A 17625-nucleotide genomic window follows, 5' to 3' on the forward strand; every position below is an offset into this window, starting at 1 on the left:
GAGATTCCCTTTTTTTATGCAGTTGCGATGATGGCTGATGCGATATTTGGACTCATTATCGGTAAAATATATGATTCTTTCAAATTAAAAGGAGATAACGAAAAAGCAGGGCTCTTAATTTTAGGGATAGTTCCCATACTAACTGCAGTGCTTATTCCACTGGTATTTTCCCATGATTTCTTGTTGATATTGGGTGGAATGCTCCTTTGGGGAATTGTTATGAGTTCACATGAAACCGTAATGAAAGCATCCATTGCAGACATTATTTCAATAAACAAAAGAGGAACTGCATACGGTATTTTTAGCGTAATTTATGGCTTAGCCCTATTTATCGGCGCCATATTTACAGGATATTTGTACGAGATTTCCATTTTCTTGATGGTTTCACTATTGATTTCCATTGAACTTTTAGCAATAGCTTTGTTTTTTATGCTTAAAAAACAGATTATGTAATTTTAAGCTCATTTTTGGACTATTTTTTAAATTAAAACAGTAATTGATGCTTTTAAATTTTTCAAAAAACTAATCATTTGTGTTTCTTGTTCCAGAACCTTTTCATGATTAATCTACATAAATAACCAGAAATTAAAAAAGATTGTGTACTTGATTATCCAAAAATGGAGTAAAAATAGTTTGATTTCAGCCATAACTTGTTAATTCAGGTCTTTTAAAAAAATAGTAATTTTTAAATCAAAACTACGGTAAATACTGCCAATATTATAGAAAATGTGGTCTTCCGATGCCAAATACATAAATTCCCATATTCGATCCAAATTTTAAAATGTAGCTTAAATTGTCTAACAGTACTCGCAGCAAATATTACCCTATTTACGTACCCGATTAGTTTTTCTGTTGGACATACCATTCAAACTAATCATTTAAAGCGTTTTTTAATTACCTACATAAAAAGAATATATACCTCGCTAAATAAACAAAATGAAGAAGGTTAGTTAATAGCCAATTAACTAAATTCCCATAATCCATGATAATAAGGGGTTGAATACTATGAAACTATTGAATACCAAGAAATTGAGTACTAAAATGCTTATTTTCTCCATTATAAGCGTTTTGATACCGATACTTGTATTTGGTTTCGTTGCAAACGATACCATCGCAGGTATTTTGGATGATAATGCCCAAAAAAGTATTAATACAGATATAAAAATTGCAGAACAGATGATTGATGCTAGATTTAGTGAATTCAATTCAATTTGTGAATATGCATCAAACAAAGCTGATGTTATAACGGCAGTGTCTGATAAAAATTCTGAAAAATTAAGCATTGGTGCTGAAACATTTAGGGAAGCAATTAATGCAGATTGTGTCGCTGTTTTAGATTCGAATGGAAATACAATTGCATCTACTGCTGGATCCAATATTCAGATTGGAAGTATAGCACAAAAAATGATAAGTTCAAATACAAAGAATTCTTTTGAATCAATTCCTGCAAGTGCGGCATACAAAATAAACAGTGGTTACAAGGTTGAAAATGTAGAAAATGCACTTGGAATGGTTGTTACTTATCCCGTCTATGAATATGGTAGAATTGTTGGTTCAATTGTAATAATCGACATATTAAATAACAACAATGGAATGGTGGATGAATTAAAAGCAAATACTGGAGATGAAGCCACCCTTTCGCTTGGAAAACAGAGAATTACCACAAGTTTAATTACTGATGGAAAAAGACCGGTTGGAACCTCAATTTCAGATGAAGTTTGGAATTACGTGAGAAATCAAAATGCAGTATACAAAGGAACTGCAGTTGTATTGGGAACTCCGTATATTACTGCTTACGCACCATTACCTGATGCAAACGGTGATGTAATTGGAATGGTATTTGTTGGAGCTCCACAAACTGATGCAATTGCTGCTAAAACTGATGCAAGAAACAAAATCATAATGCTTGCATTATTTGGTGTTTTGGTTGCATTTTTAATCTCGACTTATTCAAACAGGAGAATAACAAAATCAATTGAAGAACTCAAAAAAGGAACTGATGAGTTTGGAAACGGAAACTACGAATATCAAACCAAAATCAAAACTGGTGACGAATTAGAAGAACTTTCAGATTCATTCAATGGAATGGCTGAAAATGTTAAAAATTTAATGAAAACTATGGATATGGATAAAGTTGAACTTGCAAATCTCCTTAATAACGTAACCACCGTAATGAACAATGTTGCAAAAGGGGACTTTACAGCAAGGGCTGACGAAAATACTGAAAATAACACACTTCAAAAAGCAATCAACACTGCAGTTGCAAATGTTGCACAGCTGATTAAAGACTTAAGAGAAGAAGTTGACTTATTAACAATTCAGGTTCAAAAAGTTGAAGATGAACTTAAAGGTGCAGAAGAAACTGCAACGCAAGTTACAGAAGCTGCAAATCAGGTTGCAGAAGCATCAAGCGACCAGTCTGCAAAATTACAGGAAGCTTCAGACGAACTTGAAAATATTTACGGAGCAGCTAAAGGTGCCCATGATGCAGCAGTAGAAACTGTTAAATCTGCGGAAGAAATCAGCGAAAACTCTGAAAATGGAGTTAAAAAAGTTGAAAATGCAATTACAAGAATGCAGTCAATAACAAACGTAATTGATGAACTGGGAAAGGCAATAAATATGCTTGGTGACGATGGTAAAAAAATTAACGATGTTACTGGGTTAATTAAAGATATTGCAGAACAGACGGGATTACTAGCATTAAATGCTTCGATTGAAGCTGCACGTGCGGGAGATGCTGGAAAAGGATTTGCAGTTGTTGCAAGCGAAATTAAAGCACTCGCAGAAGAAATTAAAAAATCCGTTGAAGATATCAACCATACAATTGATGGCGTAAATAAAAGAATTGAAGATACGATGGAACTTGGATTAAAAGGAAAAGATGAAGTCGATAAAGGAGTAATTGCAATCGATGAAGTAAATGATGCACTCTTAAGAATTAAAGAAAGCGTTAATACTGCAACAATCCAGATAAATGGAATTAAAGTTGGTGCGCAGGGTGCTACTGACGATACAGAAAATGCTTTGAAGCATGCGCAGGATATTGCTGCACTTTCAGAAGAGTTTACTGCAACTGCAGAAGAAGTTACGGCTTCAACTGAAGAATTGAATTCAATTATCGAAGAAATTAGGGGCATTGCAGAAGAAGTAACAAACATTGCTGAAAGAGTGACTAAAAAATCAAGTCAGTTTAAAATTTAATTTCTTTCCATTTATTTTTCGAGGGGTATAATGGAGTGCGATCTTGACTTTGAATCTTCTTTGTATAATTCACTATGTTCAAAAACCATTTCAACATCGTCTGAAATTTTGAGGTATTTTACAACATATTGTGAAGGTAAAAAGAAAGGATTTGATAAATTAAATCCGCGAGACTATATGAAACTTTTACTGTCTACAATCGTAGTATTGAATGTATTACGGGATGAAATCAGGGAACTAACTCTGAATTTAGAACAGAAACTGGCCCTTGATGTGTTTAAAAAATATGCCTACAAAGAACTTATTGGAGATTATGAAAAAAACTATCTGAAATTCTCATTGTGGCGAAAAAACGACATTTTAAGATATTCCATAGATAAGTACGATATTTTTTTGGAAGAAAGGAATTTAAAATGGAAAAAAATATACGCAATTCCCATTCCAAATTACACCCATATGAACACCATTGGAGCTGTTATATTGCGTGTGGCTAATAAATTGGGAGTGTTTGAATTCTAAATTTTTATTATTTTTTAAAATATTATTTAATTAAAAAAACTATTCTTGAATGCAATTTTTTAAAACATTTCTATTTATCCAATTATTCAAATAGTATCATTATATATCTAAAAGCACCCAATTATGAAACAGTTTGAATAGAAACATGGTGAAATTTATGAAAGATGTTACAATAGGGCTATTTGGTGACTTTGCAGATGCGGGGAAAAACATCGCAAAAAAAGGAACTTCAACAGATATTACACTTTACAATCACAAGAATGGTGACGATTCCGCAGTATTTGTCGAACCTACGAGATACCCTGAAAGAATCCAACCATTAATCTACACCATAAATATGATGGATTATGCACTTGTTTTTATCGATGAAATAAAACCTGAAATCGGAGAAACACTATTAACCCTCGATTTATTTGGTGTCGAAAAAGGATTCATCGTAGTTGGGGAATACGTAGATGTTGAACAGTTAAAAGGAATTATTTCAAACACGTCAATGAAAAATTTCGAAATTTTGGAAAAAGACTACATCCAAATTCGAGAAAAAATGATTTCAATTCCAGAAGTTGAAAAAAGTAGCGAATTTATAAAAATACCAATAGACCACTTCTTTTCAGTAAAAAGTGTTGGAACAGTAATCCTTGGAAAAGTGGACAAAGGAAACGTTTCTGTACACGACAATTTAAGAATATACCCTACAAACAATAAAGCTATGGTAAAAAGTGTTCAAGTACACGATAGGGATGTAAAAGAAGCTAAAACCAATTCAAGAGTTGGTCTTTCATTGAAAGGAATCAGTGTTGAAGACTTAGATAGGGGAATGATTCTTTCAAACGGGGAATTAGAAGTTTCTGACGTCATTGAACTCGAAATGAAATGGAATCCATACATGAATAAAGAAGTTGCAGTTGGTGAAGGGTACCAGATTATTGTTGGACTTCAAACTGTAAGCTGTAAAATTGAAGAGAAAAACGGAAATAAATTAAAATTAAAGTTGTTAAAACCTGTTGCATTTGAAAAAGGCGATACATTTGTAATGCTGGATGGAAGTGCAAAAGTTAGAATCATTGGAATTTCAAAATACGAATAAAATAAAAAAATAATTGAAAATATTTCTTTTTTTAAAAAATTTAAAAAAAATTAATTTAAGTTCCGATTCTTATAGGTTCAGAAAGATCCTTTATTAATCGAATAACAGAATATGCTGCAAGTGCAGACGTTTTTGGATTGTCTCTGCAAGGATTATTTTCCACACATGTTTTTATGGTTCCAATTGAACCTTTAACGAATATTTCATGCCTATTCACAACTGCACAAGGATCTGCAATGATTTTTACTTTTGCAGGATACCGTGATGCGAGAGATAAAACGACTGAGACATTGATATTTTGTGGAAATTTCGAAATTGCTTCGAAAACAGTTCCTTCAAAAACTGTTTTTGGCTCTTTTATTTCATCAGTATTCAATCCCTGTTCTTCTAAAGCATTTTTTAAACCGTGGACAGGTTTTGTCGTTGTTAACGTAACGTCTGAAATTTTACCGAGCGATCCAGATTTTACAGCATCAATACCTGCAACTGCACCAGAAGGTATGTATATTTTCCTTTCAAGTTTTTCTGCAAGTTTATAAAGCTTTAAAAATAGATCTTTATCTGCAAATGCACCTACACTCATTATTATGACATCTTTGCCATTGTTAAGTGATTTTATAACTGTATCTTCAACTGCAGTTACTGAAGCACATTCTACAATTAAATCTAAATCTTTTGAAACCAGTTCATCGAGAGATCTGCAAAAATCAGCTCCTGTTTCCATCGCGAGTTTTTCTGCTTTTTCCAAGTTTCCATCGTAAAAAGCCAGAACTTCTGCCTTGTTAAGTCTATCTGACATTAAAGCTTTAGTGATTAGTGAAGCAATTGCTCCACAACCTACCACACCTACTTTCAACATTATAATCTCGACTTGGTTAATTAATTAAAATCTGCCTGTAATTGGGGGCTTTATCAAAATAATATTTCCTATAGCTGAAATTAAATTAAATGGCAATACTACTTTTTTCGTAGGATCATCGATATTTTCGCTTAAACATCCGCTTGAAACATCTGTAATAACAATACCGCTTATTGCAGCCTTATCAGTATCAACCATGGCGTCGTAAACTTTACCAACATATATAGCATCTGTAGTGTATATTTTTTTGTTCAACAAGTCACTAATTTTAATTGCCATATTACTCCTCCCGTTAAATTCTTTCAATAATATGAAAAAGGTAATATAAAATCTTTGTTAATCGTTAATATTTTTAATATACTTCATTTATATGTTTTATTAATTATTTTTTGAGGTGCGACCATGTTACTCGAATATATCAAATTTTATTTCGAAAAAGATGGAGATATTTGGGAAAAAATAGTTCAAAATAGAAATTCTGTTGAAACATTGGAAATTATTCGCGATGCAGTTATGATTGACGGGTACAAACTCATTAAATGGGAAGAATGGGTTTCTGAAGAACATTATTAAATTCATACATAAATTACAATTATTTTGGATAATTTTTGATTACTAATTCAGTTATTTTTCGCCTTCCGTTAACCCGTGAATTTATTATTCTTCCAGCAGAAACTTTATCGATTTTAAATCCTGCATAATGTTCTTCAAAAAAGCGGTCTTTTGGATCCGTGTTTGTTGGATCGGAATTGCTGAGCATTAAATACGCGCCCATTTCATCCAAATATTTGAACCAGTTGCTGAGTTCGATCTGATCATTTTCAAGAAAGTCTTCTTTGGAATATGATGTAAAACTAACACTTTCTGGAAGTGGCCTGTAAGGTGGGTCAATATATAAAAAAGTGTTTTCATCAATGTCAACATACTTTTCGACATTCCTGTAATCTTCACACATTATTATTACATTTTTTAAAGCTTTGTTTACTGCCCTCAATTTTGGTTCATCAAATATTCTTGGGCGAATATATCTCCCAAATGGAACATTAAACATTCCTTTCTTATTTAGCCTATAAAGTCCATTAAAACAAGTTTTATTTAAAAAAATAAATTTTGCAACGTTTCCGACCAGGTCTGCAGGCTCATTTTTATCAATTTTTAATTTTTCGATGTTATATTCTTTCCTTATTCGATAATATTCTACTTTTTGAGATTCAAAATTCATTTTGTTAAAATTTTCTTCAATGGGTTTTAAAATAGAAATCAATTCTTCGATATTATTTTGAACTACTTTGTAGGAAAGCATTAATTCGTGGTTTATATCATTCAGAACTACTTTTTTGAATTTATATCTACTTTGGAGGCCGAAAAAAACTGCACCTCCGCCCAAAAATGGCTCCACGTATTTTTTAATTTTTCCAGTTCGTAATTCTTCGGGATAATGATCTTCAAACTGGTTTAAAAGCCGTCTTTTACCACCGGCCCATTTTAAAAAAGGTTTTGCTTCGTTACTCATAAAATCATCAGCAGGCACTCATAAAAAATATAAATTTGGAAATATTTATTAGCAATGGATCATTATATCGGATCATTTCGTTAAATATGATCAGTTAGATCTACATTTGATATATTAATCCCATTATTAAAGTATTCGTAATTTAGTATAAGTACCATGTGATCAATTAATCCTTTTTTTTCTGCAGTTAATATTTTTTTTAGATCGCTTCGTATTCTTTCATTTTCGACGTCTTGAAGTAATTTTTCAGCCATATTGATAAAATCAATGCCAGATAAAGTCTTTTTTAAAGTCTCTGGAATAATTTCCGATATGTAATTATAATTTTTACTTTCAAGATACTCCATATTTCTAAGTATTATCTCATTTTCCCCAATACTTCCAGTATATCTTATCATTTATGTCCCCCCACATCTAACATTTATCTAAGTTAAAATTTATAAAAAGAACTATATATGTTTTATTAAGTAATATACCCTTCAAAACACATTACTCGAACATAAATTCAATTTACAATGTGAAAAGGCAAGTTATGGAGCAGGTTCGAAAATTAAAAAGTGAAAATATTAATAAACTCATGTTTTGGTACGTTATTCCTTCAATCGCAGGTACCGTCATTATTGGAATTTACAGCATAATTGACGGGATATTTATTGGAAGAACCGTCGGAGCTGAAGGCCTTGCAGGAGTAACGTTGGCATTTCCAGTTTTAATTGCAATTGGATCCATTGGAATTATGATTGGAGCTGGAGCTTCTGCGATAATTTCGATAAATCTTGGAAAAAAAGATTATGAAATGGCTTCCCACATTTTAAAAACTGCATTCTGCTATATCATATTAATAAGCTTCATAATTACATTTTTAGGACTATTATTTATTGATCCAATTATTTCGAGTCTGAACCTTGCGAAAAATTTAGAAAACTACGTTTTGCAATATTCAAAAATAATAATCATCGGTGCAATTGCACAAATTTTTGCAATATCTCTTGACCCATTACTTCGAAACGATGGATTTCCAAAAAAATCTATGGTAATATTGACTTTAATGTCAGTATTTAACATATTACTCGACTATATATTGATAGTTGTATTTAATTTAGGGGTTATGGGGGCAGCTACTGCAACAGTACTTGCACAGGCCCTTGGATCGATGTTATACCTAAAACATTTTTTAAAAGGTAAATCCAACGTAAAAATTGGGAAAAACAATCCATTTTCTGAATTTTCAATTATCAAACGAATTGTAAAAACCGGATTTTCACCGTTTATTATGGAACTTGCATTTGGAATACTGATGATAGTACATAATATCCAGTTTATACGGTATGGAAGTTCTTTAGACGTTTCTGCATACGGTATTGTAATTTATATCACGTCATTTTTATATATGGTCTATATAGGTATTTCAGAAGGTGTTCAACCATTAATAAGCTATAATTACGGGGCTAAAAAATTTAAAAGGGTTTTCGAGATATTAAAAAAAGCAGTATTTGTTAATGCAATAATTGGTATTTGCTCATTTTTAACAATTTTAAAGTTCCCCAACATTTTAATAAAAATTTTCAATCCGCACGATACGAATTTAATCGCGACAACCACAGTTGGTCTTGAAATACATAATTTCGCAATTTTAATTCTTGGGATATCCATGGTTTTGACAATGTACTTTTTAGCTACAGAACAGCCAAGAATTGCAGGTTTTTTGTCCCTTGGAAGAACAATAATATTTATTCTTCCTGCAATCCTCATGTTTCCAATATATTTTGGAATTAACGGAATATGGTGGGCCACTGTATTTTCAGAGTATATGGGGCTTATAGTTACCATTTATTTCATAGTTAAAGAGATTAAAAAGATAAAACGAAGAATTTAAGATTTTAAAAATAGCGATTTATGTAAATAGTATAAAAGATAAATAGTGTTTCTTAGACTCAATTCGAATTTTAAAATTTTAAAATGGTCATAATATGCTTCAATTAACTTTAGAAAGTGCATTTTCAAACACATTAACTGTTTCAGAACTAAATAATTATGTAAAAAGTACTTTAGAAGAAGATTATTTATTGAAACGAGCATCCATTAAAGGAGAAATTTCAAACTGTACTTTGCACAAATCTGGACATGTTTATTTTACATTAAAAGATGAAAATAGCTCAATTGACTGCGTAATGTTTAAACCATACGCCAAAAACTTAAATTTCAGTCCGACTGAAGGAATGGGCGTAATCTTAAAAGGAAAAGTGTCATTATATGCAAAAACCGGAAAATACCAGTTTTACTGTAATTCCATGGAAAAAGATGGGATTGGGGATTTGTTTATAAAATTTGAAAAATTAAAAGAAAAACTTGAAAATGAAGGATTATTTAGTGAAAAATACAAACAAAAAATTCCTAAATATCCAAAAAACATTGGAATAATTACTTCCCCAACCGGGGCTGCCATTAAGGACATTATCAAAGTTGCGAGAAATAGAAACAGTTCTGTTAATTTAATTATCCATCCTGCAGTAGTTCAGGGTGAATCTGCTGCAAAAACAGTTATTGCTGGACTTTCAGAACTAAATAAACTTGAAAAAATTGATTTAATAATTATTGCTCGCGGTGGAGGTTCGATGGAGGACCTATGGTGCTTTAATGATGAATCACTTGCAAGGGCAATTTTTGAATCAAAAAAACCAGTGGTTACAGGAATTGGGCATGAAATTGACTTTACAATTTCCGATTTTGTGAGCGATTTAAGGGCGGCAACACCCTCGAATGCCGCAGAACTTACCGTTTACAATGAACATGAATTAAAATCAATAATAGATAACTTTGAAAGAATACTAAAACACCGTATAAAAATTGAAATTGCAAACAGGTCTTATGAATTAGATATTCTTTATTCAAAAATAGAAAAAAATAGCCCTAAATCCAAAATAGAAAAGCAGAAATTACATATCGATAGAATTATGACTTTAATGAATCATGAAATTAAAAACAGGATTTCTTACGAATTAAAACGCTTTGAAAAATCATATTCACTTTTGAATGCATATAACCCATTAAATGTATTGAATAAAGGTTACAGCATTATACAGGATGAAAATGAAAAGATTATAAGCTCTAAAAATTTGTTAAAGACGGAAAATGATGTAAAAATTACGTTAAAAGATGGAACTGTTGATGCACATATTACTTTGAAAGAATGAACGAGAAATGATACAGGTGATATTTATGGATAATTATGAAGAATTGATTGAAAAGCTTGAAAATATCGTAAATTCAATGGAAAATGACGAATTATCCCTTGAAGAAGCTATGAAAAACTACGAAGAAGGGATAAAATTAAGTAACAAACTCTATAAGATTTTAAATGAAGCCGAAGGAAAGATAAAACTTCTGACTGAAAACGGCGAAATTGACTTTAAAGACGAATAAGGGGATTTTATGTACTATCTCTCAATGATTATCGTAGTTTTAGCAAGTATACTCTACCACATCTGCCAAAAATCAATTTCAAGCGGTGCAAACCCGTATGTTTCACTTATGATTACGTACCTCGTTTCGATAATTTCGACAGTTGTTGCAATTTTTATCCTGAATGGAAAAATTGATATCATAGAATCTGTCAAAAATCTAAACTGGGCAAGCTACGTACTTGGCATTTCTATTGTGTTTTTAGAGCTTGGATTTTTACTTGTTTACCGTGCAGGGTGGAATGTAAGCGTTGCAGCACTTACTGCATATGTTGCAGTTGCAGTTTTGTTGATTCCAACAGGAGTACTTTTATTTAAAGAAAATATCAGTTTTTTAAAAGTTTTAGGAATTTCATTTTGTATATTGGGACTAATTTTAATCAATAAATAATTAAAAGTCGGATCAATTCTGTAATTTATATCACTAAATTATCCGATATTCGTACCGTTTTTATTTTATATATCATTACTCATATTTTTATAAAAATTTTAATCCAATTTAGTCCAAATGATAGTTATGAAAGATATCATCATCAAAGGTGCGAGAGAGCATAATTTAAAAAATATCTCGCTAACACTCCCAAGAAATAATTTAATAGTTGTAACTGGAGTTTCCGGCTCGGGAAAATCCACGATAGCATTTGATACGATATATGCCGAAGGTCAAAGAAGATATGTTGAATCACTTTCAGCATATGCAAGACAGTTTTTAGGGCTTATGAATAAACCCGATGTTGATAGTATCGAAGGATTATCCCCTGCAATTGCAATACAGCAAAAAACAACAAGCAAAAACCCAAGGAGTACCGTTGGAACAGTTACTGAAATTTACGACTACTTGAGACTGCTTTATGCAAGAATTGGAATTCCATACTGCCCTGAACACAATATTAAAATAGAATCACAGAGTCCTGAAAAAATAGCTGAAAAAATCGAAGAAGAATTTTCTGAAACTGTGACGATATTATCCCCTATTGTAAGGCAGAAAAAAGGAACCTACCAAAAACTCTTTAAGGATCTAAATTCTGAAGGTTTTGCAAGAATTCGGGTAAATGGCGAAATTTACAGAACTGATGACGAAATAACGCTTGAAAGATACAAAAAACATGATATCGAAATTGTTATCGATAGATTGGATCCAAAAGATGACCATTCAAGGCTTGTAGAAGCTTGTGAAAGAGCACTTGAGCGTTCGGGCGGACTTTTAATTGTAACAGGCCCCAAAAATAACGAAGAAGTTGAAAAAATTTATTCTTCAAATTTGGCATGCCCCATTTGTGGTATTTCATTTGAAGAACTTCAACCAAGAATGTTTTCGTTTAACAGCCCATTTGGTGCATGTGAATACTGTAGCGGACTTGGAATAAAAATGGAATTTGATGCTGAGTTAATAATCCCTGATAAAACCAAATGTATTGCTGACGGTGCAGTTGCACTTTATAGAAACTTCCTTGATGGATACAGGTCACAACATTTAGCAGCAGTTGCAAATCACTTTGTATTTACGGTTTTAACGCCGATAAAAGACCTTTCAAAAGAACAGTTTGACATTTTGATGTATGGAAGTCCTGAAAAAATTCATTTTAGAGTATCAAACGGAAGTGGAGATACCGAGTGGAGCCAAAATAAACCCTGGGAAGGACTTATCCCCCAATCAATTCGACTTTACAATGAAACCAAATCAGAATACCGAAGAAAAGAACTTGAAAAGTTCATGAAAGTTAGTTTGTGTCCAAAATGTGGTGGAAAGCGTTTAAAAGATAAAGCCCTTGCTGTAAAAATAGAAGACAAATCAATCATCGATTTAACGGATCTTTCGATTTCAAAAGCAGAAGAATTCTTTAATAATTTAAAATTAACTGATAAAGAATATGAAATTGCAAAACAGGTCATAAAAGAAATAAAATCGAGATTAAAATTCTTAAATGATGTTGGTTTAGGATATTTAACTCTTTCAAGACGATCGGGAACGCTTTCTGGAGGAGAAGCCCAAAGGATAAGACTTGCAACCCAGATTGGATCAAATCTAACCGGGGTTTTATATGTACTCGATGAACCATCAATTGGTCTTCACCAGCGAGACAATCAAAAATTAATCGAAACGCTCCATAAATTAAGAAATTTAGATAATACCCTCGTTGTTGTTGAACATGATGAAGATACAATATTAAATGCAGATTATGTCGTAGATATGGGCCCAGGTGCCGGAATTCATGGTGGAAATGTTGTTGCAGTTGGAACACCGACAGAAATTTCAAAAAATAAGGATTCCCTAACTGGAAAATACTTATCAGGGGAATTAAAAATCGAAATACCTGAAAAAAGAAGAAAAAGCGATAAATTCTTAAAACTTTCAAACTGCAAACAGAACAATTTGAAAAATGTGTCGGTTAAAATCCCGACAGGAGTATTTAATGTAATTACGGGAGTTTCTGGAAGCGGAAAATCCACGTTAATTTATGAAAACCTGTATCCTGCGTTGAAAGAAAAAATAAAATCCGAAGAAAGTTCTGAAAAGCTTGATTTTGAAGACCAACTTTACGAAAACACTAAAGAAAAATGCAACCTTGAAATTGATTCAGAAATCGATAAAGTTGTTGTAATCGACCAGAGCCCGATTGGAAGGACACCTAGATCAAATCCTGCAACTTACACGAAAGTATTTGATAAAATCAGGCAGGTTTTTGCAGAAACTAAAGAAGCAAAAGTAAAAGGATATGGGCCAGGAAGATTCTCCTTTAATGTGAAAGGGGGACGCTGTGAAAACTGTCAGGGCGATGGAGTTATAAAAATAGAAATGAACTTTTTGCCAGACGTTTTCGTAGAATGTGAAGAGTGTAAAGGTGCTAGATACAATAAAGAAACTCTTGAAGTAAAATATAAGGGAAAATCAATTTCAGATGTTTTAAACATGAGTGTTGAAGAAGCGAGAGATCATTTTAAAAATATTCCACAGATTTCAAATAAATTAAAAACTTTGTGTGATGTAGGATTAGGATATATTAAATTAGGACAGAGTTCAACAACCCTTTCTGGAGGAGAAGCTCAGAGAATTAAATTAACTAGGGAATTATCAAAAAGAGCGACAGGAAATACAATATATCTACTCGATGAACCAACAACAGGACTTCATTTCCACGATGTTAAAAAACTAATTGATGTTTTAAACAGCCTCGTTGAAAAGGGAAACACCGTGGTTGTAATTGAACATAACCTCGATGTAATAAAATGTGCTGACCATATAATCGACCTTGGACCTGAAGGGGGAGATTTCGGCGGTGAAATACTTGCAACAGGAACCCCTAAAGAAATTTCAAAATGCAAATCAAGCCATACTGGAAAATTCTTAAAAAACATTCTTTCCAAAAATTAAAGATAATATGATAAATATTTCAGATATTCCAAAAAATTCGGGCTGCTATATCTATAAAAATGAGTCTGGAACTGTAATTTATGTTGGAAAAGCAAAAAACTTGAAAAAAAGAGTTAGTAGCTACTTTAACAAAAAAAATCACGACCCTAAAACCGAGAGCCTTGTAAAATCAATTTACGAGATGGAATTTATCGTAACAGATAATGAAGTCGAAGCTTTGATTTTAGAAAATACTTTAATCAAAAAATACAGTCCCAAATACAATATTGACCTAAAAGACTCGAAAAATTATGCATATATTTATATTAGCGAAGAAGATTTCCCAAGAATTGGAATATTGAGAAATAAATCAAAAAAAGGAAAATTTTACGGCCCATTTACTTCTGCAAAGGAAAGAGATTATGTTTTAGATGTTTTAAAAAAGACATTCAAAATCAGATCGTGTAAAAACATGCACAAACGTCCCTGTTTAAGATATCACATAAAAAACTGCACTGCACCATGTAGTGGAGATATAACCTCCAAAGATTATTTGAATCAGATTAAAAAAGCAGAAAGTGTCTTAAAAGGGCATATTAATTCATTAATTGATGAACTCAGAATTGAAATGGATAACAAATCAAAAAATCTGCAGTTTGAAGAAGCTCTATTGATTAGAGAAGAAATAAATGCAATTGAAAAATTAAAAATTCGTCAAAACGTTAAAAGAGACGTTAAATACAATGAAGATGTAATCAGCATTCTTGAAAAAAGCGGAAAAATCCATATAATGGTTTTTAATGTATTAAAAGGAACGCTTTTTGATAGAAAATACTTTGAATTTGATTACACAGAAAATTTCTTTGAAGAGTTTTTAATCCAGTACTACTCGGAAAACGAAGTTCCGTCAGAGATCATAATTTCAGAACTGCCAAAAAATATTGAAGAAGAGTCTTATTATAATTCTGATGCAATTTTAGAATATTTATCTCAAAAGAAAGGCTCAAAAGTTACTTTTAAAATTCCTAAACAAGGAGAAAAAAAGCAACTTTTAGACCTTGCCATAAAAAATCTTGAAATTTACGTTAATGGAAATGAAATAAAAGTTGAAAGCTTAAAAAACAAATTAATGTTTGATAATAGTCCAAATGTAATAGAATGCTTTGATATATCGCACCTTTCCGGAACTTCTACTGTTGCGTCAATGGTCCAGTTTAGAAATGGAAAACCTGACAAAAAAAATTATCGCAGATTTAAAATAAAAACAGTTTCTGGGATAGATGACTTCAAATCAATTTCTGAAGTAGTAGTTAGGCGATACAGTAAATTAATTGAAGAAAATTTGGAATTGCCTGATTTAATAATCATTGATGGGGGAAAAGGCCAGCTTTCATCGGCATTTAAAGAACTTCAAAAATTAAAACTTAAAATCCCATTAATTTCGATTGCAAAACGTGAAGAAGAAATTTACGCTCCAGGAATTGAAAATCCACTTCCAATAAAGAAAAATGAAAAAGCATCACTTTTTATTCAAGAAATTCGTGATGAAGCGCACAGATTCGCAATAAATTACAATCGATTACTTAGAAAAAAGGAATTGATAAAATGAATTCTCCAAATTTCAAATTAAAAGCAGATTTTGAGCCAAAAGGATCCCAACCAGAAGCAATTGCAGAGCTTGTAAATGAGCTTGAAAAAAATCCTGAAAAAAGTAAGCAGACTCTGCTCGGTGTTACAGGTTCTGGAAAAACTTTTACTATTGCAAATGTGATTGAAAAAGTTCAAAAACCAACACTGGTAATTGCGCACAATAAAACACTTGCGGCACAACTTTATAATGAGTTTAAAGAGTTCTTTCCTGAAAATCGAGTAGAATACTTTGTTTCATACTATGATTACTACCAGCCAGAATCATATATTCCACAAAGAGATCAATATATTGAAAAGGATGCACAAATCAACCCGAAAATTGAGCAAATGCGTCTTCGTGCAACTTCTGCAATTCTTTCGAGAAGGGACGTGATAATTGTAGCATCGGTTTCCTGTATATACGGTCTTGGAAATCCTGAACTCTTTAAAGAAATGGGTTTTGAGCTAAAAGTCGGAGAAAAAATCAAAAGATCCGACATTATTGAAAAATTGGTGGATATTCAATACGAAAGAAACGATATGGAATTAGTTCCGGGAAGATTCAGGGTAAAAGGAGATACTTTGGATATTATTCCAGGATATCAGGACGATATTTTAAGAGTTGAAATGTTTGGGGATGAAATTGATAGAATGTATGAATTGGATCCAAAAAACATGACCAAAAAACATGAACTGGATTCATTTTATATGTACCCTGCAAAACACTTCGTAATTCCTGAAGAAGATAAGAAAAATGCGATAACATCCATTTTAAAAGAACTCGATGAATGGCTTCCACATTTAGACATGTTAAAATCTCACAGATTAAAGCAGAAAACCCTGTATGATATTGAAATGATCGAAGAAACTGGAAGCTGTAAGGGAATTGAAAATTATTCGAGACATTTTGAAAATAGAAAAGAAGGAGAGCCTGCATACTGTCTTTTAGACTATTTCCCAGATGATTTTTTGATCGTAATTGATGAAAGCCATCAAACCATCCCTCAAATTCGCGGAATGTACAAGGGCGACAGATCAAGAAAACAGTCATTAATTGATTATGGATTCAGATTGCCAAGTGCATATGACAACCGACCCCTTAGATTTGAAGAATTTAAAAAATACATGAACAATGTAATTTTTGTGTCAGCTACCCCTGGGGACTACGAGTTAGATAAATCTAACCAGGTTGTGGAACAGATTATTAGACCAACAGGATTACTTGACCCTGAAGTTGAAATAAGGCCGATTGAAAATCAGGTTGAAGATATCATAAAAGAAACCGAAAAAATGGTCGAAAAAGGAGAAAGAGTATTAATTACGACTCTTACAAAACGTCTTGCGGAGGAATTAACTGAATATCTTGCAAAACGAAATGTTAAAGCAAGATATCTGCATTCTGACATAGATACTATTGAGAGAACCGAAATTATTCGAAATTTAAGGCTTGGAAAATTCGACTGCCTCGTTGGAATAAATTTGTTGAGGGAGGGTTTAGACATTCCCGAAGTTGGGTTCGTTGGAATACTCGATGCTGACAAGGAAGGGTTTTTGAGAAACGATAAAAGCTTGATTCAAACAATCGGTCGTGCTGCAAGAAATGCAAATTCGAAAGTCGTGCTTTATGCTAACAAAATGACCGATTCAATTAAAAAAGCAGTTTTCGAAACTGAAAGAAGAAGAAACTTGCAAAAAGAATATAATGAAAAACACAATATCGCACCAAAAACCATTGTAAAACCAATAAGAGAAAAGGTAGTTGATATTTCTGATGTAAAACATATACCTGTAGCAGATATTCCAAATGTCGTCATAGAACTTGAAGCTGAAATGTATGAAGCCGCAGAAGCGCTCGAATTTGAAAAAGCAATAAAAATAAGAGATACAATTGCAAAATTGAAGAAAAAAATTAAATAATCTATTTTTCATTTTTTCAGTTTGATTAGTCGAAAAACATAAAACTTTTTAAAATAAAGATTATTGTAAGTTATATCTTGTTGT

General features: G+C 32.1%; 16 protein-coding genes. 12 read left to right on the plus strand and 4 right to left on the minus strand.

Annotated elements, in window-relative coordinates:
- Nucleotides 1-30 precede the first annotated feature (30 nt).
- The 4 genes from MMARC5_RS09760 to MMARC5_RS04260 all read left to right on the plus strand — a co-directional run bounded on the left by MMARC5_RS09760 (nucleotide 31) and on the right by MMARC5_RS04260 (nucleotide 4810).
- Nucleotides 31-453 (plus strand): MFS transporter, encoded by a 423-nt coding sequence (locus MMARC5_RS09760; protein WP_052287714.1) that lies wholly within the window; start codon nucleotides 31-33, stop codon nucleotides 451-453.
- A 552-nt stretch (nucleotides 454-1005) separates the two neighbouring features.
- Nucleotides 1006-3204, plus strand: coding sequence for a methyl-accepting chemotaxis protein (locus MMARC5_RS04250; protein WP_011868604.1), 2199 nt, complete (start codon nucleotides 1006-1008; stop codon nucleotides 3202-3204).
- 30 nt (nucleotides 3205-3234) lie between these two features.
- A complete protein-coding gene (locus MMARC5_RS04255) occupies nucleotides 3235-3723 on the plus strand; it encodes a hypothetical protein (protein WP_011868605.1) in 489 nt (162 codons plus the stop codon).
- A gap of 157 nt (nucleotides 3724-3880) precedes the next feature.
- The gene (locus MMARC5_RS04260) at nucleotides 3881-4810 is read left to right on the plus strand and encodes an EF-Tu/IF-2/RF-3 family GTPase (protein ID WP_011868606.1); all 930 of its coding nucleotides are present in this window, start codon (nucleotides 3881-3883) and stop codon (nucleotides 4808-4810) included.
- Nucleotides 4811-4865: 55 nt separating this feature from the next.
- On the opposite strand, the gene MMARC5_RS04265 is transcribed toward MMARC5_RS04260, so the two are convergent.
- The gene (locus MMARC5_RS04265) at nucleotides 4866-5669 is read right to left on the minus strand and encodes an aspartate dehydrogenase (protein ID WP_011868607.1); all 804 of its coding nucleotides are present in this window, start codon (nucleotides 5667-5669) and stop codon (nucleotides 4866-4868) included.
- A 24-nt stretch (nucleotides 5670-5693) separates the two neighbouring features.
- On the minus strand, nucleotides 5694-5948 hold the full coding sequence (locus tag MMARC5_RS04270) for a PRC-barrel domain-containing protein (RefSeq protein ID WP_011868608.1): 255 nt from the start codon (nucleotides 5946-5948) through the stop codon (nucleotides 5694-5696).
- A 123-nt stretch (nucleotides 5949-6071) separates the two neighbouring features.
- On the opposite strand from MMARC5_RS04270, the gene MMARC5_RS09765 reads away from it, so the two are divergent.
- On the plus strand, nucleotides 6072-6242 hold the full coding sequence (locus MMARC5_RS09765) for a hypothetical protein (RefSeq protein WP_196793260.1): 171 nt from the start codon (nucleotides 6072-6074) through the stop codon (nucleotides 6240-6242).
- A 19-nt stretch (nucleotides 6243-6261) separates the two neighbouring features.
- Here the strand turns inward: MMARC5_RS09765 and MMARC5_RS04275 are convergent, their stop codons facing one another.
- The gene (locus MMARC5_RS04275; RefSeq protein WP_011868609.1) at nucleotides 6262-7182 is read right to left on the minus strand and encodes a DNA adenine methylase; all 921 of its coding nucleotides are present in this window, start codon (nucleotides 7180-7182) and stop codon (nucleotides 6262-6264) included.
- Nucleotides 7183-7262: 80 nt separating this feature from the next.
- The gene (locus tag MMARC5_RS04280; RefSeq protein WP_011868610.1) at nucleotides 7263-7580 is read right to left on the minus strand and encodes a hypothetical protein; all 318 of its coding nucleotides are present in this window, start codon (nucleotides 7578-7580) and stop codon (nucleotides 7263-7265) included.
- A 134-nt stretch (nucleotides 7581-7714) separates the two neighbouring features.
- Between MMARC5_RS04280 and MMARC5_RS04285 the strand changes: the two genes are divergently transcribed.
- The 7 genes from MMARC5_RS04285 to uvrB all read left to right on the plus strand — a co-directional run bounded on the left by MMARC5_RS04285 (nucleotide 7715) and on the right by uvrB (nucleotide 17541).
- Nucleotides 7715-9058, plus strand: a complete 1344-nt coding sequence (locus MMARC5_RS04285; RefSeq protein ID WP_011868611.1) for an MATE family efflux transporter — start codon at nucleotides 7715-7717, stop codon at nucleotides 9056-9058.
- 94 nt (nucleotides 9059-9152) lie between these two features.
- The gene (gene xseA, locus MMARC5_RS04290; protein WP_011868612.1) at nucleotides 9153-10376 is read left to right on the plus strand and encodes an exodeoxyribonuclease VII large subunit; all 1224 of its coding nucleotides are present in this window, start codon (nucleotides 9153-9155) and stop codon (nucleotides 10374-10376) included.
- A 25-nt stretch (nucleotides 10377-10401) separates the two neighbouring features.
- Nucleotides 10402-10605 carry an exodeoxyribonuclease VII small subunit gene (locus MMARC5_RS04295; protein WP_011868613.1) on the plus strand — a complete coding sequence of 68 codons (204 nt, stop codon included), beginning with the start codon at nucleotides 10402-10404 and terminating at the stop codon, nucleotides 10603-10605.
- Between the two features lie 9 nt (nucleotides 10606-10614).
- The gene (locus MMARC5_RS04300; RefSeq protein ID WP_011868614.1) at nucleotides 10615-11034 is read left to right on the plus strand and encodes an EamA family transporter; all 420 of its coding nucleotides are present in this window, start codon (nucleotides 10615-10617) and stop codon (nucleotides 11032-11034) included.
- Nucleotides 11035-11160: 126 nt separating this feature from the next.
- Nucleotides 11161-14016 (plus strand): excinuclease ABC subunit UvrA, encoded by a 2856-nt coding sequence (gene uvrA, locus MMARC5_RS04305; RefSeq protein ID WP_048058460.1) that lies wholly within the window; start codon nucleotides 11161-11163, stop codon nucleotides 14014-14016.
- Between the two features lie 7 nt (nucleotides 14017-14023).
- Nucleotides 14024-15604: an excinuclease ABC subunit UvrC gene (gene uvrC / locus MMARC5_RS04310; protein ID WP_011868616.1), complete on the plus strand. Its 1581-nt coding sequence runs from the start codon at nucleotides 14024-14026 to the stop codon at nucleotides 15602-15604.
- A complete protein-coding gene (gene uvrB, locus MMARC5_RS04315; protein ID WP_011868617.1) occupies nucleotides 15601-17541 on the plus strand; it encodes an excinuclease ABC subunit UvrB in 1941 nt (646 codons plus the stop codon). The genes uvrC and uvrB overlap by 4 nt, the downstream gene beginning before the upstream one ends.
- Nucleotides 17542-17625 lie beyond the last annotated feature (84 nt).

The sequence above is a fragment of the Methanococcus maripaludis C5 genome (assembly GCF_000016125.1).
Lineage (GTDB): Archaea > AGJL01 > Methanococci > Methanococcales > Methanococcaceae > Methanococcus > Methanococcus maripaludis_D.

Coding starts and splice junctions, on each gene's coding strand:
- MMARC5_RS09760 (WP_052287714.1), top strand. CDS start 31: ATGGCTGATGCGATATTTGGACTCATTATCGGTAAAATATATGATTCT.
- MMARC5_RS04250 (WP_011868604.1), top strand. CDS start 1,006: ATGAAACTATTGAATACCAAGAAATTGAGTACTAAAATGCTTATTTTC.
- MMARC5_RS04255 (WP_011868605.1), top strand. CDS start 3,235: ATGGAGTGCGATCTTGACTTTGAATCTTCTTTGTATAATTCACTATGT.
- MMARC5_RS04260 (WP_011868606.1), top strand. CDS start 3,881: ATGAAAGATGTTACAATAGGGCTATTTGGTGACTTTGCAGATGCGGGG.
- MMARC5_RS04265 (WP_011868607.1), bottom strand. CDS start 5,669: ATGTTGAAAGTAGGTGTGGTAGGTTGTGGAGCAATTGCTTCACTAATC.
- MMARC5_RS04270 (WP_011868608.1), bottom strand. CDS start 5,948: ATGGCAATTAAAATTAGTGACTTGTTGAACAAAAAAATATACACTACA.
- MMARC5_RS09765 (WP_196793260.1), top strand. CDS start 6,072: ATGTTACTCGAATATATCAAATTTTATTTCGAAAAAGATGGAGATATT.
- MMARC5_RS04275 (WP_011868609.1), bottom strand. CDS start 7,182: ATGAGTAACGAAGCAAAACCTTTTTTAAAATGGGCCGGTGGTAAAAGA.
- MMARC5_RS04280 (WP_011868610.1), bottom strand. CDS start 7,580: ATGATAAGATATACTGGAAGTATTGGGGAAAATGAGATAATACTTAGA.
- MMARC5_RS04285 (WP_011868611.1), top strand. CDS start 7,715: ATGGAGCAGGTTCGAAAATTAAAAAGTGAAAATATTAATAAACTCATG.
- xseA (WP_011868612.1), top strand. CDS start 9,153: ATGCTTCAATTAACTTTAGAAAGTGCATTTTCAAACACATTAACTGTT.
- MMARC5_RS04295 (WP_011868613.1), top strand. CDS start 10,402: ATGGATAATTATGAAGAATTGATTGAAAAGCTTGAAAATATCGTAAAT.
- MMARC5_RS04300 (WP_011868614.1), top strand. CDS start 10,615: ATGTACTATCTCTCAATGATTATCGTAGTTTTAGCAAGTATACTCTAC.
- uvrA (WP_048058460.1), top strand. CDS start 11,161: ATGAAAGATATCATCATCAAAGGTGCGAGAGAGCATAATTTAAAAAAT.
- uvrC (WP_011868616.1), top strand. CDS start 14,024: ATGATAAATATTTCAGATATTCCAAAAAATTCGGGCTGCTATATCTAT.
- uvrB (WP_011868617.1), top strand. CDS start 15,601: ATGAATTCTCCAAATTTCAAATTAAAAGCAGATTTTGAGCCAAAAGGA.